The sequence below is a fragment of the Pseudomonas sp. Y24-6 genome (genome assembly GCF_020295325.1).
GTDB lineage: Bacteria > Pseudomonadota > Gammaproteobacteria > Pseudomonadales > Pseudomonadaceae > Aquipseudomonas > Aquipseudomonas gregormendelii.
Window position 1 is genome coordinate 320,001 of sequence record NZ_JACBXG010000006.1, and the last position, 24,974, is coordinate 344,974.

General features: G+C 54.9%; 35 protein-coding genes. All 35 read right to left on the reverse strand.

The window, feature by feature from the left end; all coding sequences use genetic code 11:
• Positions 1-74: 74 nt before the first annotated feature.
• Positions 75-539 (reverse strand): bacterioferritin, encoded by a 465-nt coding sequence (gene bfr / locus HYI44_RS14520; protein ID WP_045057470.1) that lies wholly within the window; start codon positions 537-539, stop codon positions 75-77.
• A 149-nt stretch (positions 540-688) separates the two neighbouring features.
• Positions 689-2,143: a catalase gene (locus HYI44_RS14525; protein ID WP_225569702.1), complete on the reverse strand. Its 1,455-nt coding sequence runs from the start codon at positions 2,141-2,143 to the stop codon at positions 689-691.
• Between the two features lie 239 nt (positions 2,144-2,382).
• Complete coding sequence (gene rplQ, locus HYI44_RS14530) at positions 2,383-2,769, reverse strand: 50S ribosomal protein L17 (RefSeq protein ID WP_007896790.1); 387 nt, start codon at positions 2,767-2,769, stop codon at positions 2,383-2,385.
• Positions 2,770-2,811: 42 nt separating this feature from the next.
• On the reverse strand, positions 2,812-3,813 hold the full coding sequence (locus HYI44_RS14535; RefSeq protein ID WP_003186012.1) for a DNA-directed RNA polymerase subunit alpha: 1,002 nt from the start codon (positions 3,811-3,813) through the stop codon (positions 2,812-2,814).
• Between the two features lie 22 nt (positions 3,814-3,835).
• Positions 3,836-4,456: a 30S ribosomal protein S4 gene (gene rpsD, locus HYI44_RS14540; RefSeq protein WP_003210056.1), complete on the reverse strand. Its 621-nt coding sequence runs from the start codon at positions 4,454-4,456 to the stop codon at positions 3,836-3,838.
• Between the two features lie 18 nt (positions 4,457-4,474).
• Positions 4,475-4,864: a 30S ribosomal protein S11 gene (gene rpsK / locus HYI44_RS14545; protein ID WP_002555466.1), complete on the reverse strand. Its 390-nt coding sequence runs from the start codon at positions 4,862-4,864 to the stop codon at positions 4,475-4,477.
• A gap of 30 nt (positions 4,865-4,894) precedes the next feature.
• Positions 4,895-5,251, reverse strand: a complete 357-nt coding sequence (rpsM, locus tag HYI44_RS14550; RefSeq protein WP_024077676.1) for a 30S ribosomal protein S13 — start codon at positions 5,249-5,251, stop codon at positions 4,895-4,897.
• Positions 5,252-5,381: 130 nt separating this feature from the next.
• A complete protein-coding gene (gene rpmJ / locus HYI44_RS14555) occupies positions 5,382-5,498 on the reverse strand; it encodes a 50S ribosomal protein L36 (RefSeq protein ID WP_002555468.1) in 117 nt (38 codons plus the stop codon).
• Between the two features lie 27 nt (positions 5,499-5,525).
• Positions 5,526-6,854 (reverse strand): preprotein translocase subunit SecY, encoded by a 1,329-nt coding sequence (gene secY / locus HYI44_RS14560; RefSeq protein ID WP_008073883.1) that lies wholly within the window; start codon positions 6,852-6,854, stop codon positions 5,526-5,528.
• Positions 6,855-7,292, reverse strand: a complete 438-nt coding sequence (rplO, locus tag HYI44_RS14565) for a 50S ribosomal protein L15 (protein ID WP_007896782.1) — start codon at positions 7,290-7,292, stop codon at positions 6,855-6,857.
• A 3-nt stretch (positions 7,293-7,295) separates the two neighbouring features.
• Complete coding sequence (rpmD, locus tag HYI44_RS14570; RefSeq protein WP_003186033.1) at positions 7,296-7,472, reverse strand: 50S ribosomal protein L30; 177 nt, start codon at positions 7,470-7,472, stop codon at positions 7,296-7,298.
• A gap of 2 nt (positions 7,473-7,474) precedes the next feature.
• Positions 7,475-7,975 (reverse strand): 30S ribosomal protein S5, encoded by a 501-nt coding sequence (gene rpsE / locus HYI44_RS14575; protein WP_003186035.1) that lies wholly within the window; start codon positions 7,973-7,975, stop codon positions 7,475-7,477.
• Between the two features lie 3 nt (positions 7,976-7,978).
• Positions 7,979-8,329, reverse strand: a complete 351-nt coding sequence (gene rplR / locus HYI44_RS14580) for a 50S ribosomal protein L18 (protein WP_017341069.1) — start codon at positions 8,327-8,329, stop codon at positions 7,979-7,981.
• A gap of 10 nt (positions 8,330-8,339) precedes the next feature.
• Positions 8,340-8,873, reverse strand: a complete 534-nt coding sequence (gene rplF / locus HYI44_RS14585) for a 50S ribosomal protein L6 (RefSeq protein ID WP_003176412.1) — start codon at positions 8,871-8,873, stop codon at positions 8,340-8,342.
• Positions 8,874-8,885: 12 nt separating this feature from the next.
• Positions 8,886-9,278, reverse strand: coding sequence for a 30S ribosomal protein S8 (gene rpsH / locus HYI44_RS14590; RefSeq protein WP_008065722.1), 393 nt, complete (start codon positions 9,276-9,278; stop codon positions 8,886-8,888).
• Between the two features lie 208 nt (positions 9,279-9,486).
• Positions 9,487-9,792: a 30S ribosomal protein S14 gene (gene rpsN, locus HYI44_RS14595; RefSeq protein ID WP_003176414.1), complete on the reverse strand. Its 306-nt coding sequence runs from the start codon at positions 9,790-9,792 to the stop codon at positions 9,487-9,489.
• A 13-nt stretch (positions 9,793-9,805) separates the two neighbouring features.
• Complete coding sequence (gene rplE / locus HYI44_RS14600; protein WP_003176415.1) at positions 9,806-10,345, reverse strand: 50S ribosomal protein L5; 540 nt, start codon at positions 10,343-10,345, stop codon at positions 9,806-9,808.
• Positions 10,346-10,367: 22 nt separating this feature from the next.
• Positions 10,368-10,682 (reverse strand): 50S ribosomal protein L24, encoded by a 315-nt coding sequence (gene rplX, locus HYI44_RS14605; RefSeq protein WP_003176416.1) that lies wholly within the window; start codon positions 10,680-10,682, stop codon positions 10,368-10,370.
• An 11-nt stretch (positions 10,683-10,693) separates the two neighbouring features.
• Positions 10,694-11,062 carry a 50S ribosomal protein L14 gene (gene rplN, locus HYI44_RS14610; protein ID WP_002555479.1) on the reverse strand — a complete coding sequence of 123 codons (369 nt, stop codon included), beginning with the start codon at positions 11,060-11,062 and terminating at the stop codon, positions 10,694-10,696.
• 23 nt (positions 11,063-11,085) lie between these two features.
• Entirely contained in the window at positions 11,086-11,352 is a 267-nt protein-coding gene (rpsQ, locus tag HYI44_RS14615; RefSeq protein WP_003176419.1) for a 30S ribosomal protein S17, read from the reverse strand.
• A gap of 2 nt (positions 11,353-11,354) precedes the next feature.
• Complete coding sequence (gene rpmC / locus HYI44_RS14620; RefSeq protein ID WP_008030901.1) at positions 11,355-11,546, reverse strand: 50S ribosomal protein L29; 192 nt, start codon at positions 11,544-11,546, stop codon at positions 11,355-11,357.
• The gene (gene rplP / locus HYI44_RS14625) at positions 11,546-11,959 is read right to left on the reverse strand and encodes a 50S ribosomal protein L16 (RefSeq protein ID WP_122838845.1); all 414 of its coding nucleotides are present in this window, start codon (positions 11,957-11,959) and stop codon (positions 11,546-11,548) included. Before rplP ends, rpmC begins: the two co-directional genes overlap by 1 nt.
• 12 nt (positions 11,960-11,971) lie before the next feature.
• On the reverse strand, positions 11,972-12,658 hold the full coding sequence (rpsC, locus tag HYI44_RS14630) for a 30S ribosomal protein S3 (protein ID WP_003176422.1): 687 nt from the start codon (positions 12,656-12,658) through the stop codon (positions 11,972-11,974).
• Positions 12,659-12,671: 13 nt separating this feature from the next.
• Entirely contained in the window at positions 12,672-13,004 is a 333-nt protein-coding gene (gene rplV / locus HYI44_RS14635; protein WP_003103908.1) for a 50S ribosomal protein L22, read from the reverse strand.
• A gap of 13 nt (positions 13,005-13,017) precedes the next feature.
• On the reverse strand, positions 13,018-13,293 hold the full coding sequence (rpsS, locus tag HYI44_RS14640; RefSeq protein ID WP_002555486.1) for a 30S ribosomal protein S19: 276 nt from the start codon (positions 13,291-13,293) through the stop codon (positions 13,018-13,020).
• A 16-nt stretch (positions 13,294-13,309) separates the two neighbouring features.
• Complete coding sequence (rplB, locus tag HYI44_RS14645; protein WP_008030897.1) at positions 13,310-14,134, reverse strand: 50S ribosomal protein L2; 825 nt, start codon at positions 14,132-14,134, stop codon at positions 13,310-13,312.
• A gap of 14 nt (positions 14,135-14,148) precedes the next feature.
• Positions 14,149-14,448, reverse strand: a complete 300-nt coding sequence (rplW, locus tag HYI44_RS14650; RefSeq protein ID WP_002555488.1) for a 50S ribosomal protein L23 — start codon at positions 14,446-14,448, stop codon at positions 14,149-14,151.
• Entirely contained in the window at positions 14,445-15,047 is a 603-nt protein-coding gene (gene rplD, locus HYI44_RS14655) for a 50S ribosomal protein L4 (RefSeq protein ID WP_007896707.1), read from the reverse strand. Before rplD ends, rplW begins: the two co-directional genes overlap by 4 nt.
• Before the next feature lie 12 nt (positions 15,048-15,059).
• On the reverse strand, positions 15,060-15,695 hold the full coding sequence (gene rplC / locus HYI44_RS14660) for a 50S ribosomal protein L3 (protein ID WP_003186059.1): 636 nt from the start codon (positions 15,693-15,695) through the stop codon (positions 15,060-15,062).
• Between the two features lie 80 nt (positions 15,696-15,775).
• On the reverse strand, positions 15,776-16,087 hold the full coding sequence (gene rpsJ, locus HYI44_RS14665) for a 30S ribosomal protein S10 (RefSeq protein ID WP_003186070.1): 312 nt from the start codon (positions 16,085-16,087) through the stop codon (positions 15,776-15,778).
• A gap of 141 nt (positions 16,088-16,228) precedes the next feature.
• The gene (gene tuf / locus HYI44_RS14670) at positions 16,229-17,422 is read right to left on the reverse strand and encodes an elongation factor Tu (RefSeq protein WP_008145495.1); all 1,194 of its coding nucleotides are present in this window, start codon (positions 17,420-17,422) and stop codon (positions 16,229-16,231) included.
• A 31-nt stretch (positions 17,423-17,453) separates the two neighbouring features.
• On the reverse strand, positions 17,454-19,559 hold the full coding sequence (gene fusA / locus HYI44_RS14675; RefSeq protein ID WP_122838844.1) for an elongation factor G: 2,106 nt from the start codon (positions 19,557-19,559) through the stop codon (positions 17,454-17,456).
• Between the two features lie 30 nt (positions 19,560-19,589).
• Positions 19,590-20,060, reverse strand: coding sequence for a 30S ribosomal protein S7 (gene rpsG, locus HYI44_RS14680; protein WP_002555493.1), 471 nt, complete (start codon positions 20,058-20,060; stop codon positions 19,590-19,592).
• Between the two features lie 117 nt (positions 20,061-20,177).
• Positions 20,178-20,549, reverse strand: coding sequence for a 30S ribosomal protein S12 (gene rpsL, locus HYI44_RS14685; protein WP_002555494.1), 372 nt, complete (start codon positions 20,547-20,549; stop codon positions 20,178-20,180).
• 216 nt (positions 20,550-20,765) lie between these two features.
• The gene (gene rpoC / locus HYI44_RS14690; RefSeq protein ID WP_225569703.1) at positions 20,766-24,965 is read right to left on the reverse strand and encodes a DNA-directed RNA polymerase subunit beta'; all 4,200 of its coding nucleotides are present in this window, start codon (positions 24,963-24,965) and stop codon (positions 20,766-20,768) included.
• Between the last annotated feature and the right edge of the window lie 9 nt (positions 24,966-24,974).

The window sequence follows — 24,974 nt, forward strand, 5'->3', positions numbered from 1 at the left end:
CGCCTATGAAAAAGCCCCTGTCACTTTGTCGGTGACAGGGGCTTTTTTGTATGGACGATCTTTAGATTTTGCAATCAGAACTGCGATTGCAGGTAATTCTCCAGACCGATCAACTTGATCAGGCCCAACTGCTTCTCGAGCCAGTAGGTGTGATCTTCTTCGGTGTCATTCAACTGAATACGCAGGATCTCGCGGCTGACGTAGTCCTTGTGCAACTCGCAGAGCTCGATGCCCTTGCAGAGTGCGGCGCGGACTTTGTATTCCAGGCGCAGGTCGGCGGCGAGCATGTCAGGCACGGTGGTGCCCACATCCAGGTCATCCGGACGCATGCGTGGCGTACCTTCGAGCATCAGGATGCGACGCATCAGGGCGTCAGCGTGCTGCGCCTCTTCTTCCATCTCGTGGTTGATGCGTTCGTAGAGCTCGGTGAACCCCCAGTCCTCATACATCCGCGAGTGAACAAAATACTGGTCACGCGCGGCGAGTTCGCCGGTCAGCAACGTGTTGAGGTAATCGATAACATCTGGGTGGCCTTGCATCGCCCTACATCTCCCTGCTTGAAAGTCTGTAGTTTGAACCAACATGCCCGGAACGTCACTCGCCAGACGCAATAAAAGCGAAGATATTCAGAGAAAACCGGCTTAAATAACGCAAAAACCGCCCAAATGAGGGCGGTTCTGCTTCTCGTTTAGACTTCGTTAATCTGTACGTTGAGTGCCTTTGCGATTGCTTCTCCATACGCCGGATCGGCCTTGAAGAAATGTTGCAGCTGACGATCAACCACGTCGCTGGAAACACCCGACATCGCTGCGCTGATGTTGCTGACCAGCAAATGCTTTTGCTCGTCGCTCATCAGGCGAAACAGCGCACCGGCGTGACTGTAGTAGTCGGTGTCTTCGCGATGATCAAAGCGGTCAGCGGCGCCGCTCAGCTGCAGGGCTGGCTCGGCGTATCGAGGCGCCTGCTTAGGAGCGTCCACGTAGCTGTTGGGCTCATAGTTGGGTGCCGCACCACCATTGCTGCCAAACGCCATCGAGCCGTCGCGCTGGTAGGTGTTCACAGGGCTGCGAGGTGCATTCACCGGCAGATGCTGGTGATTGGTACCTATGCGGTAGCGGTGGGCATCCGCATAAGCGAATACACGGCCCTGGAGCATGCGGTCCGGCGACAAGCCAACACCTGGGACCATGTTGCTTGGCCCGAATGCCGCTTGCTCGACTTCAGCGAAGTAGTTCAGCGGATTACGGTTGAGCTCAAGCTCACCCACTTCGATCAGAGGAAACTCTTTCTGCGACCAGGTCTTGGTCACGTCGAAAGGATTCTCGTAATGAGCAGCCGCTTGGGCTTCAGTCATGATCTGAATGCAAACGCGCCATTTCGGGAAGTCTGCGCGCTCGATCGCTTCAAACAGGTCGCGCTGGGCGTAATCTGGATCGGTACCGGCCAGGCGTGCAGCATCTGCTGGCGCGAGGTTCTTGATCCCTTGTCGGGTTTTGTAGTGCCACTTCACCCAGTGACGCTCGCCCTTGGCATTGAGCAGGCTGTAGGTGTGGCTGCCGAAGCCGTGCATGTGACGGTAGCCGTCAGGGATGCCCCGGTCCGAGAACAGGATGGTGACCTGGTGCAGCGCCTCTGGCGAGTGCGACCAGAAGTCCCACATCATCTGCGCGCTTTTGAGATTGCTCTGGGGCAGACGTTTTTGCGTGTGGATGAAGTCAGGAAATTTCAGCGGATCACGGATGAAGAACACTGGCGTGTTGTTACCGACGATGTCCCAGTTACCTTCCTCGGTATAGAACTTCAGGGCGAAGCCCCGTGGATCACGCTCGGTATCGGCCGAACCACGCTCACCACCTACGGTGGAGAATCGCAGGAAGGTCGGGGTTTGCTTGCCGACCGCTTCGAACAGCTTGGCGCTGGTGTACTCGGTAATGTCACGCGTGACCGTGAACGTGCCATAGGCACCTGAACCCTTGGCGTGGACGCGGCGTTCCGGAATGTTTTCACGGTTGAAATGTGCGAGCTTCTCGATCAGATGAAAATCGTCGAGCAGCAGCGGGCCGCGAGGGCCTGCAGAGCGGGAATTCTGGTTATCAGCGACAGGAGCGCCACTGGCGGTGGTTAGCGTTTTGGTTTGGCTCATGCGGTGTTCATCCTCTGTCAGGTCTGGATCTTGCCGGCTAATCGGCTTGAGACGAGTATTACCATTGATCGCCTAATCTACAAATTCATTAATTTGCGACAATCAATAGAAAAATACTAACAACAGTCCCGACCGAATGATGACCGTAACCACCACAGGGAGCTTGTACGAGCGATGCATTTCTTGCAGACACAAAAAACCGGGCAACTAGGCCCGGTTCTTCGTTTCAGACTGACGTCTTACTCAGCGGATACAGCTTCACCGCCAACTGGACGATCAACCAGCTCAACGTACGCCATAGGCGCGTTGTCACCAGTGCGGAAACCGCACTTGAGGATGCGCAGGTAGCCACCCTCACGGGTAGCGTAACGCTTGCCCAGGTCGTTGAAGAGCTTACCAACGATAGCTTTCGAACGAGTACGGTCGAAAGCCAGACGGCGGTTAGCCAGGCTGTCTGTCTTGGCCAAAGTGATCAGCGGCTCAGCAACGCGACGCAGTTCTTTGGCTTTTGGCAGTGTAGTTTTGATCAGCTCGTGCTCGAACAGCGACACCGCCATGTTTTGAAACATGGCCTTGCGGTGCGAGCTGGTGCGGCTCAGGTGACGACCACTTTTACGATGACGCATGGTTCATTCCTTACCAAACACAACGTTCGGTGATTACGACGATCAGGCAGTCGCCTTGTCGTCCTTCTTAAGACTTGCAGGCGGCCAGTTGTCGAGGCGCATGCCGAGGGACAGACCGCGGGAGGCCAGAACGTCCTTGATTTCAGTCAAGGATTTCTTGCCAAGGTTCGGAGTCTTCAACAGCTCTACTTCGGTACGCTGAATCAGGTCACCGATGTAGTAGATGTTTTCCGCCTTAAGGCAGTTAGCCGAACGTACAGTCAGTTCCAGATCGTCAACCGGGCGAAGCAGGATCGGATCGATCTCGTCTTCCTGCTCGACAACCACTGGCTCACTGTCACCTTTGAGATCGACGAACGCAGCCAACTGCTGTTGCAGGATGGTTGCAGCACGGCGGATAGCCTCTTCAGGATCCAGGGTACCGTTGGTTTCCAGATCAATAACCAGCTTGTCCAGGTTAGTACGCTGCTCGACACGGGCGTTTTCCACCACGTATGCGATACGGCGAACCGGGCTGAACGAAGAGTCAAGCTGCAAGCGACCGATGCTGCGGCTTTCGTCTTCATCGCTCTGACGCGAGTCTGCCGGTTCATAACCACGACCACGAGCTACGGTGAGCTTCATGTTCAGGGCGCCGTTAGACGCCAGGTTAGCGATTACGTGATCGGGGTTAACGATCTCGACATCATGATCCAGCTGAATATCGGCAGCGGTAACCACCCCCGAACCCTTCTTCGACAAGGTCAGCGTAACTTCGTCACGACCGTGCAGCTTGATAGCCAGACCTTTAAGGTTCAACAGGATTTCAATTACGTCTTCCTGTACGCCTTCGATGGCGCTGTACTCATGGAGTACACCGTCAATCTCGGCCTCGACTACTGCACAGCCGGGCATTGAGGACAACAGGATGCGTCGCAGCGCGTTGCCCAGGGTGTGGCCGAAACCACGCTCGAGAGGCTCGAGAGTGATCTTGGCGCGGGTTGGACTGACAACCTGCACATCAATATGGCGGGGTGTCAGGAACTCATTTACCGAAATCTGCATGGATGCACCTATTTTCTAGCCCTTACTTGGAGTAGAGCTCGACAATCAGGCTTTCGTTGATGTCGGCGGACAGATCACTGCGAGCTGGAACGTTCTTGAAAACGCCCGACTTCTTCTCAGTGTCTACTTCTACCCATTCTACGCGGCCACGTTGGGCACACAGATCGAGAGCTTGGACAATGCGAAGTTGGTTCTTTGCTTTCTCGCGAATCGCGACCACGTCACCAGCACGAACCTGGTACGACGGCACGTTTACGGTCTGACCGTTAACGCTTACGGATTTGTGCGATACCAGCTGACGGGATTCGGCACGAGTCGAACCAAAGCCCATACGGTATACAACGTTGTCCAGACGGCATTCGAGCAGTTGCAGCAGGTTTTCACCGGTTGCACCTTTCTTGCCAGCAGCTTCTTTGTAGTAGCCGCTGAATTGACGCTCGAGAACGCCGTAGATACGACGGACCTTCTGCTTTTCACGCAGTTGGGTGCCGTAATCGGACTGGCGACCGCGGCGTTGGCCGTGGATACCAGGTGCTGCTTCAATGTTGCACTTCGATTCGATCGCGCGCACGCCGCTCTTCAGGAAGAGATCGGTGCCTTCGCGACGAGCGAGTTTGCATTTTGGACCAATGTAACGAGCCATTCTTTACAATCTCCTGGATTACACGCGGCGCTTCTTCGGCGGACGGCACCCGTTGTGCGGGATTGGCGTCACGTCGGTGATGCTGGCGATCTTATAGCCACAGCCGTTCAAAGCACGGACAGCAGACTCACGACCTGGACCTGGACCCTTGACGTTAACGTCGAGGTTTTTCAGGCCGTATTCCAGCGCAGCTTGACCAGCACGTTCAGCAGCTACTTGAGCAGCAAACGGCGTGGACTTGCGGGAACCGCGGAAACCCGAACCACCGGAGGTAGCCCAAGAAAGCGCGTTACCTTGACGGTCGGTGATGGTCACGATTGTGTTGTTAAAAGAAGCATGGATGTGGGCGATGCCATCAACCACTGTCTTTTTAACTTTTTTACGAGGACGAGCAGCAGGTTTTGCCATGATAATTTTCCTGTCGATTCGCTGGGGCGATTACTTGCGGATCGGCTTACGCGGACCTTTACGGGTACGCGCGTTAGTCTTGGTACGCTGACCGCGCACTGGAAGACCACGACGATGACGCAGACCGCGATAGCAACCGAGGTCCATCAAACGCTTGATTTTCATGTTGATTTCGCGACGCAGGTCACCTTCAGTGGTGAACTTCGCCACTTCGCCACGCAGCAATTCAATCTGCTCGTCGCTCAGATCCTTGATCTTAGCGGCTGGGTTTACCCCAGCAACTGCGCAAATTTTCTGCGCAGTAGTGCGACCAACACCATAGATGTAGGTCAGCGAGATAACAGTATGCTTGTTATCTGGAATGTTAACGCCTGCAATACGGGCCATTCAGTGGGACTCCAATTGACAGCTACCTACGCCCCGGAAGCCAAGAAATAGGGCGCGAGATAATATCGCTGTAATAACAAATAATCAACCCGGTAGCGCACTAGCTACCGGGCTTGAAGCACAATCACACTCAGCCTTGGCGCTGTTTGTGACGCGGTTCCGCGCTGCAAATTACTCGAACAACACCTTCGCGGCGAATAATCTTGCAGTTACGGCACAGCTTTTTCACCGATGCACGAACTTTCATCACCAACTCCTCGAACCTTATGGGTACTCAACGCAACATTCCGCTGCCGTAACCCTTCAGGTTGGCTTTCTTCATCAGGGATTCGTACTGGTGCGAAACGAGGTGCGATTGTACTTGGGACATGAAGTCCATCACAACCACGACGACGATCAGCAACGAGGTCCCGCCAAGGTAGAACGGAACGTTTGCCGCAACCACCAGGAACTGGGGCAGCAGGCACACGGCCGTCATATATAGAGCACCGAACAGGGTCAAACGCGTCAGAACGCCATCAATGTAGCGCGCCGACTGCTCGCCTGGACGGATGCCCGGAATAAAGGCACCGGACTTCTTCAGGTTTTCCGCTACGTCTTTCGGATTGAACATCAACGCCGTATAGAAGAAGCAGAAGAAAATAATCCCTGCACTAAACAGCAGAATATTCAACGGCTGACCAGGAGCGATCGACTGCGAGATGTCCTGCAACCAGCCCATACCTTCAGACTGACCGAACCAGGTACCCAACGAAGCCGGGAACAGCAAAATGCTGCTCGCGAAAATAGCCGGAATAACACCGGCCATGTTCACCTTCAGCGGCAAGTGGCTAGTCTGCGCAGCAAAGACCTTGCGGCCCTGCTGACGCTTGGCGTAGTGAACAGCAATACGACGCTGGCCACGCTCAATGAACACCACAAAACCGATAATCGCTACTGCCAGCAAACCGATCGCAACCAGGGCGAAAATGTTGATATCACCCTGACGCGCAGACTCGAAAGACTGCCCGATCGCTCTCGGAAGACCGGCGACGATACCTGCGAAAATCAACATCGAGATACCGTTGCCAACACCACGCTCAGTAATCTGCTCACCCAGCCACATCATGAACATCGCACCAGCCACAAAAGTGGATACTGCGACGAAATGGAAGCCAAAGTCACCAGTGAACGATACGCCCTGCCCCGCCAGACCAATGGACATGCCAATTGCCTGAACGAGAGCGAGGACGACAGTGCCGTAGCGGGTGTACTGGGCAATCTTGCGACGCCCAGCTTCACCTTCCTTCTTCAACTGCTCCAGCTGCGGGCTGACGGCTGTCATCAGTTGCATGATGATCGACGCCGAAATGTACGGCATGATCCCCAGTGCAAAGATGCTCATCCGCTCCAGCGCGCCGCCGGAAAACATGTTGAACAAGCTAAGAATGGTCCCCTCATTCTGTCGAAACAGGTCCGCGAGTCGGTCCGGGTTGATACCTGGAACCGGGATGTGTGCGCCTATTCGGTAGACGATAATCGCCAGGAACAGAAAACGCAGACGAGCCCAGAGTTCAGACATACCGCCTTTGCCGAGCGCAGAGAGAGCACCTTGCTTAGCCATTTATTCCTCGAACTTGCCGCCAGCTGCTTCGATAGCCGCACGCGCACCTTTGGTGGCGCCGATTCCCTTTCCGATGGTAACAGCGCGAGTCACTTCGCCGGACAGCATGATTTTCACACGCTGAACGTTGACGTTGATCACGTTGGCATCTTTCAGGGACTGCACGGTGACGATGTCGCCTTCCACTTTAGCCAGCTCGGACAGACGCACTTCTGCGCGGTCCATGGCTTTCAGGGAAACGAAACCGAACTTCGGCAGGCGACGATGCAGCGGCTGTTGACCGCCTTCAAAGCCTGGAGCAATGGTGCCACCGGAGCGGGAGGACTGACCTTTGTGGCCACGGCCACCGGTCTTGCCCAAACCACTACCGATACCACGGCCCGGACGATGCTTTTCGCGACGGGAACCCGGCGCTGGACTCAGATCATTGAGTTTCATCGATTAACCCTCGACACGCAGCATGTAGTAAGCCTTGTTGATCATCCCGCGATTCTCGGGAGTATCAAGTACTTCTACAGTGTGACCGATGCGACGCAGACCCAGACCCTTAACGCACAGTTTGTGGTTAGGGATGCGGCCGGTCATGCTTTTGATCAGCGTTACTTTAACGGTAGCCATGATCAGAAGATCTCCTTGACGCTTTTGCCACGCTTGGCGGCAATGGATTCAGGAGACTGCATAGCTTTCAAACCTTTGAAAGTGGCGTGAACCACGTTTACCGGGTTAGTCGAGCCATAGCACTTGGCCAGAACGTTCTGAACGCCAGCAACCTCGAGGACAGCACGCATAGCGCCGCCAGCGATGATACCGGTACCTTCAGAAGCAGGCTGCATGTACACCTTCGAAGCGCCGTGAGCGGACTTCATTGCGTACTGCAGAGTGGTGCCGTTCAGGTCAACTTGGATCATGTTGCGGCGAGCAGCTTCCATTGCCTTCTGGATCGCAGCAGGCACTTCACGCGACTTGCCACGGCCGAAGCCAACGCGCCCTTTACCATCACCCACCACGGTCAACGCGGTGAAAGTGAAGATACGGCCGCCTTTAACGGTTTTGGCTACGCGGTTAACTTGAACCAGCTTCTCGATGTAGCCTTCGTCGCGCTTTTGGTCGTTATTTGACATAACTTAGAACTCCAGCCCAGCTTCACGAGCAGCATCAGCCAGCGCTTTAACGCGGCCGTGGTACTTGAAGCCAGAGCGGTCGAAAGCCACTTGCGAGACGCCAGCGGCCTTAGCACGCGTAGCGACCAGCTGGCCAACCTTAGTGGCCGCGTCGATGTTGCCAGTGGCACCATCACGCAGTTCTTTATCCAAAGTCGAGGCGGATGCCAGAACTTTGGCGCCGTCGGCCGAAATGACCTGGGCGTAGATGTGCTGCGACGAGCGGAACACGCAGAGACGCACGACTTCGAGTTCGTGCATTTTCAGGCGTGCTTTGCGAGCGCGACGCAGTCGAGTAACTTTTTTGTCGGTCATTTGCTATGCCCTACTTCTTCTTGGCTTCTTTACGACGGACGACTTCGTCCGCGTAGCGCACACCTTTGCCTTTGTACGGCTCTGGTGGACGGAAGTCGCGGATCTCGGCGGCCACTTGACCTACCAGCTGCTTGTCGATGCCCTTGATCAGGATATCGGTCTGGCTAGGAGTCTCAGCGGTGATGCCTTCCGGCAGTTCATAATCCACTGGGTGCGAGAAGCCAAGAGCCAGATTCAGCACTGTGCCTTTTGCTTGCGCTTTGTAACCAACACCGACCAGCTGGAGCTTGCGCTCGAAGCCTTGGCTTACGCCTTGGACCATGTTGTTTACCAACGCACGAGTGGTACCAGCCATTGCGCGAGTTTGTTGATCGCCATTGCGAGCAGCGAAACGCAGCTCACCAGCTTCTTCAACGATCTCAACGGACGAATGGATGTTCAGTTCGAGAGTGCCCTTGGCACCCTTCACCGAAAGCTGTTGGCCTGCGAATTTGACTTCGACACCGGCTGGCAGCTTAACGGGGTTCTTAGCGACGCGTGACATGCTTATCCCCCCTTAGAACACAGTGCAAAGAACTTCGCCGCCGACACCGGCAGCGCGCGCAGCACGATCCGTCATCACACCTTTGTTGGTGGAGACGATAGACACACCGAGACCGCCACGAACTTTTGGCAGATCATCGACGGACTTGTACTGACGCAGGCCTGGACGGCTAACGCGCTTCACTTCTTCGATGACCGGACGGCCTTCGAAATATTTCAGCTCGATAGACAGCAGTGGTTTTGTTTCGCTGCTGATCTGATAACCCGCGATGTAACCTTCGTCCTTCAGGACTTTAGCTACAGCCACCTTCAACGTGGAAGAAGGCATGCTTACGACGGACTTTTCAGCCATCTGGGCATTACGGATTCGAGTTAGCATGTCCGCTAACGGGTCCTGCATACTCATGGGCTAGACGCTCCTAATACAAAAAAATTAGCCTTGCGGCTACATATGTCGCCGAGAATCTCCGGGCCTAAAACACACGGGCTCAGGCGAGCCGCGTATTTTAGACATACTCCGGAAATGAAACAAGCCCCAAAAGGGGCTTGTTCCAGATTCTAGGTCACCGGCGGTCAGTCTCTTGCGATTCTGGCCACCTGGACTTCGAAGGTACTTACCAGCTGGCTTTAACCAGACCAGGTACGTCACCACGCATTGCAGCTTCACGCAGTTTGTTACGGCCGAGGCCGAACTTGCGGTAAACACCGTGTGGACGACCGGTCAGGCGGCAGCGGTTACGCATGCGCGAGGCGCTTGCGTCACGTGGCTGCTTCTGCAGAGCTACTGTAGCTTCCCAACGCGCTTCTGGACTTGCGTTCAGATCAACGATGATAGCTTTCAGTGCTGCACGCTTTTTGGCGTACTTGGCAACCGTGAGCTGACGTTTCAGCTCGCGGTTTTTCATGCTCATCTTGGCCATTTTCCTACTCCAATCAGTTGCGGAACGGGAATTTGAAAGCACGCAACAGGGCGCGACCTTCATCATCGTTCTTGGCAGTGGTGGTCAGGGTAATGTCCAGACCGCGGAGAGCATCGATCTTGTCGTAGTCGATTTCCGGGAAGATGATCTGCTCTTTAACGCCCATGCTGTAGTTACCACGACCATCGAAGGACTTGGCATTCAGGCCGCGGAAGTCGCGGACCCGAGGCAGGGAGATCGACAGCAGACGATCCAGGAATTCGTACATACGCTCACGGCGCAGGGTCACTTTGACGCCGATCGGCCAACCTTCACGGACTTTAAAGCCAGCGATGGATTTCCGAGCGTAAGTCACAACGACTTTCTGACCGGTGATCTTTTCCAGGTCGGCAACAGCGTGCTCGATGACTTTTTTGTCACCGACCGCTTCGCCCAGACCCATGTTCAGGGTGATTTTTGTAACGCGTGGAACTTCCATCACGTTCGAAAGCTTAAGTTCTTCCTTAAGCTTCGGTGCGATTTCTTTCCAGTAAATCTCTTTTAGTCGTGCCATGGTCTCATCTACCTAGCAGTGTTCAAGCATCAACCGCTTTTTGGGTCGACTTGAAGACACGAATTTTCTTGCCGTCTTCTACTTTGAAACCAACGCGATCAGCCTTGTTGGTTTCGCCGTTGAAAATGGCGACGTTAGAAGCGTCCAGTGGAGCTTCTTTTTCGACGATACCGCCTTGCACGCCCGACATCGGGTTAGGCTTGGTATGACGCTTAACCAGGTTCAGACCACCAATAACCAGACGGTTGTTAGCGAGAACCTTAAGCACCTTACCGCGCTTACCTTTGTCTTTGCCGGCGATCACGATGATCTCGTCGTCACGACGAATCTTTTGCATGTCGGATCTCCTTACAGCACTTCTGGGGCGAGCGAGACGATCTTCATGAACTTCTCAGTACGAAGTTCACGGGTCACTGGCCCAAAGATACGGGTGCCGATCGGCTCTTGCTTGTTGTTCAGAAGAACAGCAGCGTTGCCATCAAAGCGGATAATGGAGCCATCAGCACGGCGTACGCCGTGACGAGTGCGGACTACAACAGCAGTCATCACTTGGCCTTTTTTCACCTTACCGCGGGGAATTGCTTCCTTCACGGTAACTTTGATGATGTCACCGATACCAGCGTAACGACGATGGGAGCCACCCAGCACCTTGATGCACATAACGCGGCGTGCGCCGCTGTTATCGGCCACATCGAGCATGGATTGAGTCTGAATCATATAATTTCTCCGACCCCTAGTCCTTAGACTTCCACAGCGCGTTCGAGAACATCAACCAGCGCCCAAGACTTGGTCTTGGCCAAAGGACGAGTTTCACGAATAGTGACTTTGTCGCCGATGTGGCACTGATTGGTTTCGTCGTGCGCGTGCAGCTTAGTCGAACGCTTAACGTATTTACCGTAGATCGGGTGCTTTACGCGACGCTCGATCAGAACGGTGATGGTCTTGTCCATTTTGTCGCTGACAACACGGCCAGTCAGCGTACGGACGGTTTTTTCGGCTTCAGCCATGATTACTTACCTGCCTGCTGTTTGAGCACAGTCTTCACGCGAGCGATGTCACGCTTAACTTGCCGGAGCAGGTGAGACTGCCCCAACTGGCCAGTTGCTTTCTGCATGCGCAGATTGAACTGGTCGCGCAGCAGGCCGAGCAGTTGCTCGTTAAGCTGCGGCGCGTCTTTTTCACGAAGTTCGTTCGCTTTCATCACATCACCGTCCGTTTAACAAAAGCGGTGGCGAGCGGCAGCTTTGCAGCAGCCAGGGCAAAAGCCTCACGCGCCAGCTCTTCAGAAACGCCCTCGATTTCATACAGGACTTTGCCTGGCTGAATCTGGGCAACCCAGTACTCCACAGAACCCTTACCTTTACCCATCCGAACTTCGAGGGGCTTTTTGGAGATCGGCTTGTCCGGGAATACACGGATCCAGATCTTGCCGCCACGTTTAACGTGACGGGTCAGTGCACGACGCGCTGACTCGATCTGACGAGCGGTGAGACGACCACGAGCTACAGACTTCAGCGCATATTCGCCGAAGCTGACTTTGCTACCGCGCAGAGCCAAGCCACGGTTGTGGCCAGTCATCTGCTTGCGGAACTTCGTACGCTTTGGTTGCAACATTTGGCGTACCCCTTACTTAGCAGCTTTTTTACGAGGCGCTGGTGCTTGTGGTTTCAGTTCTTCTTGGCGACCACCAATTACTTCGCCTTTGAAGATCCAAACCTTTACACCGATCACACCGTAAGTGGTGTGAGCTTCGTAGTTGGCATAGTCGATGTCGGCACGCAGGGTGTGCAGTGGCACACGACCTTCGCGATACCATTCAGTACGTGCGATTTCAGCACCGCCGAGACGACCGCTCACTTGGATTTTGATGCCTTTGGCACCAATGCGCATGGCGTTCTGTACAGCGCGCTTCATAGCGCGACGGAACATTACGCGACGCTCCAGCTGCTGAGCTACGCTCTGCGCAACCAACATACCGTCGAGTTCCGGCTTGCGGATTTCTTCGATATTGATGTGCACAGGCACACCCATTTGCTTGGTCAGGTCCTGACGCAGTTTCTCAACATCTTCACCTTTCTTCCCGATAACGATACCTGGACGAGCGGTGTGGATGGTGATACGTGCTGTTTGAGCCGGACGATGGATATCGATACGGCTTACGGACGCGCTTTTTAGTTTGTCTTGGAGATACTCACGCACCTTCAGATCAGCGAACAAATAGTCCGCATAAGTCCGACCGTCTGCGTACCAGACGGAGGTGTGCTCCTTGACGATTCCCAGGCGAATGCCAATGGGATGTACTTTCTGACCCATCTCTTCGACTCCGTTACTTGTCAGCAACCTTGACAGTGATATGGCAAGACCGCTTGACGATGCGATCAGCACGGCCTTTGGCACGCGGCATGATTCGCTTCAGCGAACGCCCTTCGTTGACGAAAACGGTGCTGACTTTAAGGTCATCAACGTCTGCGCCTTCGTTATGCTCGGCGTTGGCTACGGCCGACTCCAGCACTTTCTTCATGATCTCGGCGGCTTTCTTACTGCTGAAAGCCAACAGGTTGAGCGCTTCGCCCACCTTCTTCCCGCGGATCTGGTCGGCGACCAAGCGGGCTTTCTGGGCGGAGATTCGAGCGCCCGACAACTTAGCGGCTACTTCCATCGTTCCTTACCCCTTAACGCTTGGCTTTCTTGTCTGCCACGTGCCCACGATATGTGCGGGTACCGGCAAACTCGCCTAGTTTGTGGCCGACCATGTCTTCGTTCACGAGAACTGGAACATGTTGACGACCGTTATGCACTGCAATGGTCAAGCCGACCATTTGTGGCAGGATCATCGAACGACGCGACCAGGTTTTAACTGGTTTGCGATCGTTCTTTTCCGCCGCCACTTCGATCTTCTTCAGTAGGTGAAGATCAATAAAAGGACCTTTTTTCAGAGAACGTGGCACTGTCGTATCCCTCTATTTACTTGCGACGACGGACGATCATTTTGTCGGTACGCTTATTACCACGAGTCTTCGCGCCCTTAGTCGGGAAGCCCCATGGCGATACCGGATGACGACCACCAGAGGTACGACCTTCACCACCACCATGTGGGTGGTCAACCGGGTTCATGGCAACACCACGAACGGTTGGGCGAACGCCACGCCAGCGTTTGGCACCAGCTTTACCCAGCGAACGCAGGCTGTGCTCGGAGTTCGAGACTTCACCCAGGGTCGCGCGGCATTCAGCCAGCACTTTACGCATCTCACCAGAACGCAGACGCAGGGTCACGTAGACACCTTCACGAGCGATCAGCTGAGCCGAAGCACCAGCGGAACGAGCGATTTGCGCGCCTTTACCTGGCTTCAATTCGATGCCGTGTACGGTACTACCAACTGGAATGCTGCGCAGTTGCAACTGGTTGCCCGGCTTGATCGGAGCCAAAGCACCCGAAATCAGCTGGTCGCCAGCGTTCACGCCTTTAGGGGCGATGATGTAACGGCGTTCGCCGTCTGCGTACAACATAAGAGCAATGTGAGCAGTACGGTTTGGATCGTATTCGATACGCTCGACAGTGGCTGGAATGCCATCTTTGTCGTTGCGACGGAAATCGACCAGACGATAATGCTGCTTATGGCCACCACCGATGTGACGAGTGGTAATGCGACCATTGTTGTTACGACCACCAGACTTCGATTTCTTCTCGAGCAGCGGTGCGTGAGGAGCGCCTTTATGCAGCTCCTGGTTGACCACCTTGACCACATGACGGCGGCCAGGGGAAGTCGGTTTGCATTTAACGATTGCCATGATGCACCCCTTCCTTACTCAGCACTGCTGCTGAAATCGAGATCTTGGCCTGGCTGAAGGGAGATAACTGCCTTCTTCCAGTCATTACGCTTGCCCAGACCGCGAGCAGTGCGCTTGCTCTTACCCAGAACATTCAGGGTAGTAACACGCTCTACTTTCACGCTGAACAGGCTTTCGACGGCCTTCTTGATTTCCAGCTTGGTTGCGTCAGTTGCAACCTTGAAAACGAACTGGCCTTTTTTGTCAGCCAGAACCGTAGCCTTCTCGGAAACGTGCGGGCCAAGCAGAACTTTAAATACGCGTTCCTGGTTCATCCCAGCAGCTCCTCGAATTTCTTCACGGCCGACACGGTGATCAACACCTTGTCGTATGCGATCAGACTAACTGGATCGGAACCTTGCACGTCACGTACATCAACGTGTGGCAGGTTGCGAGCAGCCAGGTACAGGTTCTGATCAACTACTTCAGACACGATCAAGACGTCAGTCAGGCCCATGCCGGTCAGTTTGTTCAGCAGATCTTTGGTCTTCGGTGCATCAACAGCGAAGTCCTGAACCACAACCAGACGATCAGTACGCACCAGCTCAGCAAGGATGGAACGCATTGCTGCGCGATACATCTTCTTGTTCAGCTTCTGGGTGTGATCCTGAGGACGAGCTGCGAAAGTGGTACCGCCGCCACGCCAGATTGGGCTACGGATAGTACCGGCACGCGCGCGGCCAGTACCTTTCTGACGCCATGGGCGCTTACCGCCACCACGAACGTCGGAACGGGTCTTTTGCTGCTTGCTACCTTGACGGCCGCCGGCCATGTAGGCCACGACTGCTTGGTGAACCAGCGTCTCGTTGAATTCGCCGCCAAATGTCAGTTCGGAAACTTCGATCGCTTGAGCGTCATTTACATTTAATTGCATGTCAGCTTCCCCTTAACCGCGAGCCTTGGCTGCTGGACGTACAACCAAGTTGCCGCCAGTAGCGCCAGGAACAGCGCCCTTGACCAACAACAGATTGCGTTCAGCGTCCACGCGCACTACTTCGAGGGACTGCACGGTCACGCGCTCAGCGCCCATATGACCGGACATTTTTTTGCCCTTGAATACACGACCAGGAGTCTGGCACTGGCCGATAGAGCCTGGAACGCGGTGGGACACGGAGTTACCGTGGGTATTATCTTGCCCGCGGAAGTTCCAACGCTTGATCGTACCCTGGAAGCCTTTACCTTTGGACTGACCGGTTACATCAACCAGTTGACCAGCGGCGAAGATTTCAGCGTTGATCAGATCGCCGGCCTGGTACTCGCCTTCTTCAAGGCGGAATTCCATTACGGTACGACCAGCGGCAACGTTCGCTTTAGCGAAGTGGCCAGCCTGAGCAGCTGTAACACGCGAAGCACGACGCTCGCCTACAGTGACTTGCACTGCACGATAGCCATCGGTTTCTTCAGTTTTGAACTGGGTGACGCGATTCGGCTCGATCTCAATGACCGTGACCGGAATGGAGACACCTTCTTCGGTGAAAATACGGGTCATACCGCATTTACGACCGACTACACCAATAGTCATGTTGTAAACCTCATGAGTGTACGGGGCTTTCACCCGCTATGGCCGCCCATTTCAGAGCGTTACACGACTAAGACCGAGTCTTAGCCGAGGCTGATCTGCACTTCCACACCGGCCGCAAGATCAAGCTTCATAAGAGCATCAACGGTTTTATCCGTTGGCTGGACGATGTCCAGCACGCGCTTATGAGTACGGATCTCGTACTGGTCACGCGCGTCTTTGTTGACGTGCGGGGAGACCAGAACGGTGAACCGCTCTTTACGGGTAGGCAGTGGAATTGGACCACGCACTTGAGCACCAGTACGTTTCGCGGTTTCCACGATTTCCTGGGTGGATTGGTCGATCAGGCGATGGTCAAAAGCCTTCAACCTGATACGGATTTGCTGATTTTGCATTGGATTTCAGACTCCGGCTGCTATTCCCAGCGAGCGCAATACGCCCGTTAAAAGGAGGCGCAATTCTATAGACGGGCTACCACAGTGTCAACCCAATAAAAAAGCCCCCGCTAGGCGGGGGCTTTTTCAAGTCATCACTTATTAAGCGATGATTTTGGCTACGACGCCAGCGCCGACGGTACGACCGCCTTCACGAATGGCGAAACGCAGACCATCTTCCATTGCGATGGTTTTGATCAGGGTGACAACCATTTTGATGTTGTCGCCTGGCATTACCATTTCAACGCCTTCCGGCAGTTCGCAGTTACCGGTCACGTCAGTGGTCCGGAAGTAGAACTGTGGACGGTAGCCTTTGAAGAACGGAGTGTGACGACCGCCTTCTTCTTTGCTCAACACGTACACTTCAGCTTCGAAGGTAGTGTGCGGCTTAACCGAACCTGGCTTGACCAGAACCTGGCCACGCTCAACGTCGTCACGCTTGGTGCCGCGCAGCAGCACGCCGCAGTTCTCGCCAGCACGACCTTCGTCGAGCAGCTTACGGAACATTTCAACACCGGTGCAGGTGGTGACGGTAGTGTCACGCAGACCAACGATTTCCAGTGGATCCTGAACCTTGACGATACCACGCTCGATACGGCCAGTTACAACAGTACCGCGACCGGAGATCGAGAATACGTCTTCGATTGGCATCAGGAACGGCTTGTCGATAACACGGACTGGATCTGGGATGTAGCTGTCCAGAGTCTCAACCAGTTTACGAACGGCAGTGGTGCCCATTTCGTTGTCGTCTTGGCCGTTCAGAGCCATCAGAGCGGAACCGATGATGATCGGGGTGTCGTCGCCTGGGAAGTCGTAAGTGCTCAGCAGATCGCGCACTTCCATCTCAACCAGTTCCAGCAGCTCAGCGTCGTCTACCATGTCAGCCTTGTTCAGGAAGACAACGATGTACGGAACGCCAACCTGACGGGACAGCAGGATGTGCTCACGGGTTTGTGGCATCGGACCATCAGCGGCCGAGCAAACCAGGATAGCGCCGTCCATCTGCGCAGCACCGGTGATCATGTTCTTCACATAGTCAGCGTGACCTGGGCAGTCAACGTGAGCGTAGTGACGGATCAGCGAGTTGTATTCAACGTGCGCGGTGTTGATGGTGATACCACGAGCCTTTTCTTCCGGAGCGCTGTCGATCTTGTCGAAAGCAACAACGGCCGAACCGAAAACTTCGGAGCAGACGCGAGTCAGAGCAGCGGTCAGCGTGGTTTTACCGTGGTCGACGTGACCGATAGTGCCAACGTTGACGTGCGGGAGGGTACGGTCAAATTTTTCTTTAGCCACGACAATTAACTCCTAGCCTAAAGGGGCTGAATCAGCCTTGTTTTTTGGTAACGGTTTCGACGATGTGCGACGGAGCCGTATTGTATTTTTTGAATTCCATAGAGTAGCTTGCGCGACCTTGGGACATGGAGCGAACGTCGGTTGCGTAACCGAACATCTCACCCAACGGAACCTCGGCACGAATAACTTTGCCGGAAACCGTATCTTCCATACCCAGAATCATGCCGCGACGACGGTTAAGGTCGCCCATCACGTCACCCATATAGTCTTCAGGTGTAACAACCTCTACCGCCATGATCGGCTCAAGCAGCTCACCACCGCCCTTCTGGGCCAGTTGCTTGGTCGCCATGGATGCAGCCACCTTAAACGCCATCTCGTTGGAGTCGACGTCGTGGTAGGAACCATCAAACACAGTAGCCTTCAGGCCGATCAGCGGATAGCCGGCAACAACGCCGTTCTTCATCTGCTCTTCGATGCCCTTCTGGATAGCCGGGATGTATTCCTTAGGAACCACACCACCCACTACTTCGTTCACGAATTGCAGACCTTCCTGACCTTCGTCAGCAGGAGCAAAACGGATCCAGCAGTGGCCGAACTGACCACGACCGCCGGACTGACGAACGAACTTGCCTTCGATTTCACAGTTCTTCGTGATGCGCTCACGATAGGAAACCTGAGGCTTACCGATGTTGGCTTCGACGTTGAACTCACGGCGCATCCGGTCAACCAGGATGTCCAGGTGCAACTCGCCCATGCCGGAGATGATCGTTTGACCAGTCTCTTCATCAGTCTTGACGCGGAAAGATGGATCTTCCTGAGCAAGCTTGCCCAGAGCGATACCCATTTTTTCCTGGTCATCCTTGGTCTTAGGCTCAACGGCAACCGAAATAACCGGCTCCGGGAAGTCCATGCGAACCAGGATGATTGGCTTGTCAGCGCTGCACAAGGTTTCACCAGTGGTGACGTCCTTCATGCCGATCAAGGCCGCGATGTCACCAGCGCGTACTTCCTTGATTTCTTCACGGGCGTTTGCGTGCATTTGCACCATACGACCCACGCGCTCTTTCTTGCCCTTGACCGAGTTGATCACGCCGTCGCCGGATGCCAACACGCCCGAGTAAACACGGACGAAAGTCAAGGTACCCACGAATGGGTCAGTAGCGATTTTGAAAGCCAGAGCCGAGAACGGCTCGCTGTCATCTGCGTGACGTTCCATCTGCTTTTCCTCGTCATCAGGGTCAGTACCCTTGATGGCAGGAATATCAGTTGGAGCAGGCAGGTAATCGATAACGGCGTCGAGAACCAGGGGAACGCCCTTGTTCTTGAAGGAAGAACCGCAAACAGCCAGGACGATTTCGCCAGCGATAGTACGCTGACGCAGAGCGGCCTTGATTTCCGCGTTGGTGAGTTCTTCACCTTCGAGGTACTTGTTCATCAGCTCTTCGCTGGCTTCGGCCGCAGCCTCAACCATGTTGCCGCGCCACTCGTCAGCCAGTTCCTGCAGTTCAGCAGGGATAGGCTTACGAACCGGAACCATGCCTTTGTCAGCGTCGTTCCAGTAAACAGCTTCCATAGCCAACAGATCGATCTGGCCCTGGAAGTTGTCTTCGGAACCGATGGCCAACTGGATTGGCACCGGGGTGTGACCCAGACGCTGCTTGATCTGACCGATCACGCGCAGGAAGTTGGCACCAGCACGGTCCATCTTGTTTACGTAAACAAGACGTGGAACGCCGTATTTGTTGGCTTGACGCCATACGGTTTCCGACTGAGGCTCAACACCCGAGGTGCCGCAGAACACAACGACCGCGCCGTCGAGAACACGCAGGGAACGTTCAACTTCAATGGTGAAGTCCACGTGACCCGGGGTGTCGATGACGTTGAAGCGGTATTGGTCCTTGTGCTGCTTCTCGGAACCCTGCCAGAAGGCGGTAATGGCAGCAGAAGTAATGGTAATACCACGCTCCTGCTCCTGAACCATCCAGTCTGTGGTCGCGGCGCCGTCATGCACCTCGCCCATTTTGTGACTTTTGCCAGTGTAAAAAAGGACGCGCTCGGTGGTGGTGGTTTTACCAGCATCCACGTGAGCAACGATACCAATGTTACGGTAGCGATTAATCGGTGTTGTACGAGCCATAAAGCCCTCGCAAAATTAGTGACGCTAAAATTAGAAGCGGTAGTGCGAGAAAGCTTTGTTAGCTTCAGCCATACGGTGCACGTCTTCACGCTTCTTAACTGCAGCACCTTTACCTTCGGCAGCGTCCAACAGTTCGCCAGCCAAACGCAGAGCCATAGACTTCTCGCCGCGCTTGCGGGCGAAGTCTACCAACCAGCGCATTGCCAGGGCGTTACGACGGGACGGACGAACTTCAACCGGAACCTGGTAAGTAGCACCGCCTACACGGCGCGACTTCACTTCGACCAGCGGAGCGATGGCGTCGAGAGCTTTCTCGAAGATTTCCAGGGGGTCGCTGTTCTTGCGTTCTTTAACCTTTTCCAGCGCGCCATAAACGATACGCTCGGCAACGGCTTTCTTGCCGCTTTCCATAACGTGGTTCATGAACTTGGCCAGGATTTGGCTTCCGTATTTTGGATCGTCAAGCACTTCGCGCTTGGCTGCTACGCGTCTTCTTGGCATGGATAAGCCCTCAAACGGTCTTCAGGTTCGCTCGGAATCGGTGCCCTTTCGGGACGCCTCCGACCTTACTCTTATCGACTCAGAAAAATAGAAAATCAGTTTTACAAAAAGCCGCTACTACTTAGGCTTCTTGGTACCGTACTTCGAACGACCCTGGTTACGACCTTTAACGCCGGAAGTATCCAGAGAGCCGCGTACGGTGTGGTAACGAACACCTGGCAAGTCTTTTACACGACCGCCGCGGATCAGTACCACGCTGTGCTCTTGCAGGTTGTGGCCTTCACCGCCGATGTACGAGGAAACCTCGAAACCGTTGGTCAGGCGCACACGGCATACTTTACGCAGTGCCGAGTTAGGTTTTTTCGGCGTGGTGGTATACACACGGGTGCATACGCCACGACGTTGCGGGCAGTTCTGCAGCGCAGGCACGTCGGATTTCTCGACGATACGCTTACGCGGCTGACGTACCAGCTGGTTGATAGTTGCCATCTACTAGCTCCACTGTTGTCTTGCGACGCTATTGTCTTGCAAGAAAAGCAAAATGGCAGGAACGAATTCCCGCCAAATTTAGGGGTACAAGAGTCTAAAGAGGATCTTGTCCCCAGTCAAGGCAAGGCCCCGACCTCCCCGCTCATCCAATCTCGACAATTTGTCTCGATTCGACGAACGGAGCGACCAGGGCCTCACGCTCATTTATCGCAGAACTCAGTTACCGCTAGAGTTCAGCGCTTCGGTCAGTGCAGCTTCCACTTCACTGGCGCTTACGCGCAACGGCTTGTCAGCTTCACGACGACGCTTGCGCTCGCTGTGGTAAGCCAGGCCGGTACCCGCCGGGATCAGACGACCCACGACCACGTTTTCTTTCAGGCCGCGCAGGTAATCGCGCTTGCCGGTTACCGCCGCTTCGGTCAGTACACGAGTGGTTTCCTGGAAGGAAGCCGCCGAGATGAACGATTCGGTGGACAACGACGCCTTGGTGATACCCAGCAACACACGAGTGAACTTGGAAACGAATTTCTCGTCGCCAGCCAGACGCTCGTTCTCTACCAGAACGTGAGTCAACTCCATCTGGTCGCCCTTGATGAAAGTCGAGTCGCCAGATTCAGCGATTTCAACTTTACGCAGCATCTGACGCAGGATGGTCTCGATGTGCTTATCGTTGATCTTCACGCCTTGCAGACGATAAACGTCCTGGATCTCGTTCACGATGTACTTGGCCAGCGCACTCACACCCAGCAGACGCAGGATGTCGTGTGGATCGCTCGGGCCGTCGGAGATAACTTCGCCGCGGTTTACCTGTTCGCCTTCGAAGACGTTCAGGTGACGCCACTTCGGAATCAGCTCTTCGTACGGATCGGTACCGTCGTTCGGGGTAATGACCAGACGGCGCTTGCCTTTGGTTTCTTTACCGAACGCGATGGTGCCGCTGACTTCAGCCAGGATCGAGGCTTCTTTCGGACGACGTGCTTCGAACAAGTCGGCAACACGCGGCAGACCACCGGTGATGTCACGGGTCTTCGAAGTCTCTTGCGGGATACGAGCGATAACGTCACCGATCGCAATCTTCGCACCATCCGCCACACCGACCAGGGCGTTGGCTGGCAGGAAGTACTGAGCGATAACGTCAGTGCCTGGCAGCAACAAGTCCTTGCCGTTGTCATCAACCATCTTCACAGCAGGACGGATATCTTTACCGGCAGCTGGACGGTCTTTGGCGTCGAGTACTTCAATGTTGGTCATACCGGTCAATTCGTCAGTCTGACGCTTGATCGTGATGCCTTCTTCCATGCCCACGTAGGTCACGGTACCTTTCATTTCGGTAACGATTGGGTGAGTGTGCGGATCCCACTTGGCCACGATTGCGCCAGCGTCGACCTTGTCACCTTCTTTAACCGAAATCACGGCACCGTACGGCAGCTTGTAGCGCTCGCGCTCACGACCGAAGTCATCAGCGATTGCCAGCTCACCGGAACGGGACACAGCTACCAGGCAGCCATCCACTCGCTCAACGTGCTTCAGGTTGTGCAGACGGACAGTACCGCCATTCTTCACCTGAACGCTGTCAGCAGCGGAGGTCCGGCTTGCCGCACCACCGATGTGGAACGTACGCATGGTCAGCTGGGTACCCGGCTCACCGATGGACTGGGCAGCGATAACGCCGACCGCTTCACCGATGTTCACCTGGTGACCACGAGCCAGATCACGGCCGTAGCACTTGGCGCAAATGCCATAGCGGGTTTCGCAGCTGATCGGCGAACGCACGATCACTTCGTCGATGCTGTTGAGCTCGATGAACTCGACCCACTTCTCGTCTACCAGGGTGCCGGCAGGAACGATAACTTCCTCGGTACCTGGCTTGAATACGTCACGGGCAATGACACGACCCAATACGCGTTCACCCAACGGCTCAACAACGTCACCGCCTTCAATGTGCGGAGTCATTACCAGGCCATGTTCGGTGCCGCAATCGATCTCGGTCACAACCAGATCCTGCGCCACGTCTACCAGACGACGAGTCAGGTAACCGGAGTTCGCAGTTTTCAACGCGGTATCCGCCAAACCTTTACGAGCACCGTGAGTGGAGATGAAGTACTGAAGTACGCTCAAACCTTCACGGAAGTTCGCAGTAATCGGCGTTTCGATGATGGAACCATCCGGCTTGGCCATCAGGCCACGCATACCGGCGAGCTGACGGATCTGCGCAGCAGAACCCCGTGCGCCCGAGTCGGCCATCATGTACATCGAGTTGAAAGATTCCTGGTCGACTTCGACGCCATGACGGTCGATGACTTTCTCTTTCGAGAGGTTGGCCATCATCGCCTTGGAAACTTCGTCGTTCGCCTTGGACCAAAGGTCGATCACTTTGTTGTACTTCTCGCCCTGGGTTACCAGGCCGGAGGCATACTGACTTTCGATCTCTTTCACTTCATCAGTAGCAGCATTGATGATGCGGGCTTTTTCATCCGGGATAACAAAGTCGTTAACACCGATGGAAACGCCGGAAATGGTCGAATAGGCAAAACCGGTGTACATCAACTGGTCAGCGAAGATCACGGTCTCTTTCAAACCAACCACGCGGTAGCACTGGTTGATCAGCTTGGAGATCGCTTTTTTCTTCATCGGCTGGTTGACGACGTCGTACGACAGGCCAGGTGGAACAACCTGGAACAACAGCGCACGGCCGACAGTGGTGTCGACGATACGGGTGTTCTTGACGCTGCCACCGTCACGATCGTTGACGGTTTCGTTGATCCGCACTTTGACCTTGGCGTGCAGCGCGGCTTCGCCGGCACGGAACACACGGTCAACTTCCTGCAGATCCGCGAACACACGACCTTCGCCCTTGGCGTTGATCGCTTCACGGGTCATGTAGTACAGACCCAATACAACGTCCTGCGACGGAACGATGATTGGCTCACCGTTGGCTGGCGACAGAATGTTGTTGGTCGACATCATCAACGCACGCGCTTCCAACTGGGCTTCCAGCGTCAGCGGTACGTGCACGGCCATTTGGTCGCCGTCGAAGTCGGCGTTGTACGCAGCACAGACCAGAGGGTGCAGCTGGATAGCCTTACCTTCGATCAGTACCGGTTCAAACGCCTGGATGCCCAGACGGTGAAGGGTCGGTGCACGGTTGAGGAGAACCGGGTGTTCACGGATCACTTCAGCGAGAACGTCCCAAACCTCAGGCAGCTCGCGCTCGACCATCTTCTTGGCAGCTTTGATGGTGGTAGCGAGACCACGCATTTCCAGCTTGCCGAAAATGAACGGCTTGAACAGCTCGAGAGCCATTTTCTTCGGCAGACCGCACTGGTGCAGACGCAGGGTCGGACCTACGGTAATTACCGAACGACCCGAGTAGTCAACACGCTTACCGAGCAAGTTCTGACGGAAACGACCCTGCTTACCCTTGATCATGTCAGCCAGGGATTTCAGAGGACGCTTGTTGGAACCGGTGATAGCGCGGCCACGACGACCGTTGTCGAGCAGAGCATCGACAGCTTCCTGCAACATACGCTTTTCGTTGCGCACGATGATGTCCGGAGCGGACAGATCAAGCAGGCGCTTCAAGCGGTTGTTACGGTTGATCACTCGACGATACAGATCGTTGAGGTCGGAAGTCGCGAAGCGACCGCCATCCAGCGGGACCAGTGGACGCAGATCTGGCGGCAGAACCGGCAGAACGGTCAGCACCATCCATTCTGGAAGGTTGCCGGAACCCTGGAAGGCCTCCATCAACTTCAGACGCTTGGACAGTTTCTTGATCTTGGTTTCGGAGTTGGTTTGCGGAATTTCTTCACGCAGGCGGCCAATCTCGTGCTCCAGGTCGATAGCGTGCAGCAGTTCACGGACAGCTTCAGCACCCATGCGGGCATCGAAATCGTCGCCGAACTCTTCCAGCGCTTCGAAGTACTGCTCGTCGTTGAGCAGCTGACCTTTTTCAAGGGTGGTCATGCCTGGATCGATAACGACATAGCTCTCGAAGTAGAGAACGCGTTCGATATCACGCAGGGTCATGTCCATCAGCAAACCGATACGCGACGGCAGCGATTTCAGGAACCAGATGTGGGCAACTGGCGAAGCCAGTTCGATGTGCGCCATGCGCTCACGACGAACCTTGGCCAGCGCGACTTCAACGCCGCACTTCTCGCAGATCACACCACGGTGCTTCAAGCGCTTGTACTTACCGCACAGGCACTCGTAATCCTTTACCGGGCCAAAGATCTTGGCGCAGAACAGGCCGTCACGTTCAGGTTTGAACGTACGGTAGTTGATGGTTTCCGGCTTTTTAACTTCACCGAACGACCACGAACGGATCATCTCAGGCGATGCCAATCCAATACGGATGGCGTCGAACTCTTCGACTTGACCCTGGTTTTTCAGCAAATTCAGTAGGTCTTTCAAGGCCTTTCC

Coding starts and splice junctions, on each gene's coding strand:
- bfr (WP_045057470.1), bottom strand. CDS start 539: ATGCAAGGCCACCCAGATGTTATCGATTACCTCAACACGTTGCTGACC.
- HYI44_RS14525 (WP_225569702.1), bottom strand. CDS start 2,143: ATGAGCCAAACCAAAACGCTAACCACCGCCAGTGGCGCTCCTGTCGCT.
- rplQ (WP_007896790.1), bottom strand. CDS start 2,769: ATGCGTCATCGTAAAAGTGGTCGTCACCTGAGCCGCACCAGCTCGCAC.
- HYI44_RS14535 (WP_003186012.1), bottom strand. CDS start 3,813: ATGCAGATTTCGGTAAATGAGTTCCTGACACCCCGCCATATTGATGTG.
- rpsD (WP_003210056.1), bottom strand. CDS start 4,456: ATGGCTCGTTACATTGGTCCAAAATGCAAACTCGCTCGTCGCGAAGGC.
- rpsK (WP_002555466.1), bottom strand. CDS start 4,864: ATGGCAAAACCTGCTGCTCGTCCTCGTAAAAAAGTTAAAAAGACAGTG.
- rpsM (WP_024077676.1), bottom strand. CDS start 5,251: ATGGCCCGTATTGCAGGCGTTAACATTCCAGATAACAAGCATACTGTT.
- rpmJ (WP_002555468.1), bottom strand. CDS start 5,498: ATGAAAGTTCGTGCATCGGTGAAAAAGCTGTGCCGTAACTGCAAGATT.
- secY (WP_008073883.1), bottom strand. CDS start 6,854: ATGGCTAAGCAAGGTGCTCTCTCTGCGCTCGGCAAAGGCGGTATGTCT.
- rplO (WP_007896782.1), bottom strand. CDS start 7,292: ATGAAACTCAATGATCTGAGTCCAGCGCCGGGTTCCCGTCGCGAAAAG.
- rpmD (WP_003186033.1), bottom strand. CDS start 7,472: ATGGCTACCGTTAAAGTAACGCTGATCAAAAGCATGACCGGCCGCATC.
- rpsE (WP_003186035.1), bottom strand. CDS start 7,975: ATGTCAAATAACGACCAAAAGCGCGACGAAGGCTACATCGAGAAGCTG.
- rplR (WP_017341069.1), bottom strand. CDS start 8,329: ATGACCGACAAAAAAGTTACTCGACTGCGTCGCGCTCGCAAAGCACGC.
- rplF (WP_003176412.1), bottom strand. CDS start 8,873: ATGTCACGCGTCGCTAAGAACCCCGTTAAGCTGCCAGCCGGTGTCGAA.
- rpsH (WP_008065722.1), bottom strand. CDS start 9,278: ATGAGTATGCAGGACCCGTTAGCGGACATGCTAACTCGAATCCGTAAT.
- rpsN (WP_003176414.1), bottom strand. CDS start 9,792: ATGGCCAAGATGAGCATGAAAAACCGCGAGCTGAAACGTCAGCTCACG.
- rplE (WP_003176415.1), bottom strand. CDS start 10,345: ATGGCACGACTAAAAGAGATTTACTGGAAAGAAATCGCACCGAAGCTT.
- rplX (WP_003176416.1), bottom strand. CDS start 10,682: ATGCAAAAGATTCGTCGTGACGACGAGATCATCGTGATCGCCGGCAAA.
- rplN (WP_002555479.1), bottom strand. CDS start 11,062: ATGATTCAGACTCAATCCATGCTCGATGTGGCCGATAACAGCGGCGCA.
- rpsQ (WP_003176419.1), bottom strand. CDS start 11,352: ATGGCTGAAGCCGAAAAAACCGTCCGTACGCTGACTGGCCGTGTTGTC.
- rpmC (WP_008030901.1), bottom strand. CDS start 11,546: ATGAAAGCGAACGAACTTCGTGAAAAAGACGCGCCGCAGCTTAACGAG.
- rplP (WP_122838845.1), bottom strand. CDS start 11,959: ATGTTGCAACCAAAGCGTACGAAGTTCCGCAAGCAGATGACTGGCCAC.
- rpsC (WP_003176422.1), bottom strand. CDS start 12,658: ATGGGTCAGAAAGTACATCCCATTGGCATTCGCCTGGGAATCGTCAAG.
- rplV (WP_003103908.1), bottom strand. CDS start 13,004: ATGGAAGTAGCCGCTAAGTTGTCGGGCGCTCGAATCTCCGCCCAGAAA.
- rplB (WP_008030897.1), bottom strand. CDS start 14,134: ATGGCAATCGTTAAATGCAAACCGACTTCCCCTGGCCGCCGTCATGTG.
- rplW (WP_002555488.1), bottom strand. CDS start 14,448: ATGAACCAGGAACGCGTATTTAAAGTTCTGCTTGGCCCGCACGTTTCC.
- rplD (WP_007896707.1), bottom strand. CDS start 15,047: ATGCAATTAAATGTAAATGACGCTCAAGCGATCGAAGTTTCCGAACTG.
- rplC (WP_003186059.1), bottom strand. CDS start 15,695: ATGACTATTGGTGTAGTCGGTCGTAAATGCGGTATGACCCGTATTTTC.
- rpsJ (WP_003186070.1), bottom strand. CDS start 16,087: ATGCAAAATCAGCAAATCCGTATCAGGTTGAAGGCTTTTGACCATCGC.
- fusA (WP_122838844.1), bottom strand. CDS start 19,559: ATGGCTCGTACAACACCGATTAATCGCTACCGTAACATTGGTATCGTT.
- rpsG (WP_002555493.1), bottom strand. CDS start 20,060: ATGCCAAGAAGACGCGTAGCAGCCAAGCGCGAAGTGCTTGACGATCCA.
- rpsL (WP_002555494.1), bottom strand. CDS start 20,549: ATGGCAACTATCAACCAGCTGGTACGTCAGCCGCGTAAGCGTATCGTC.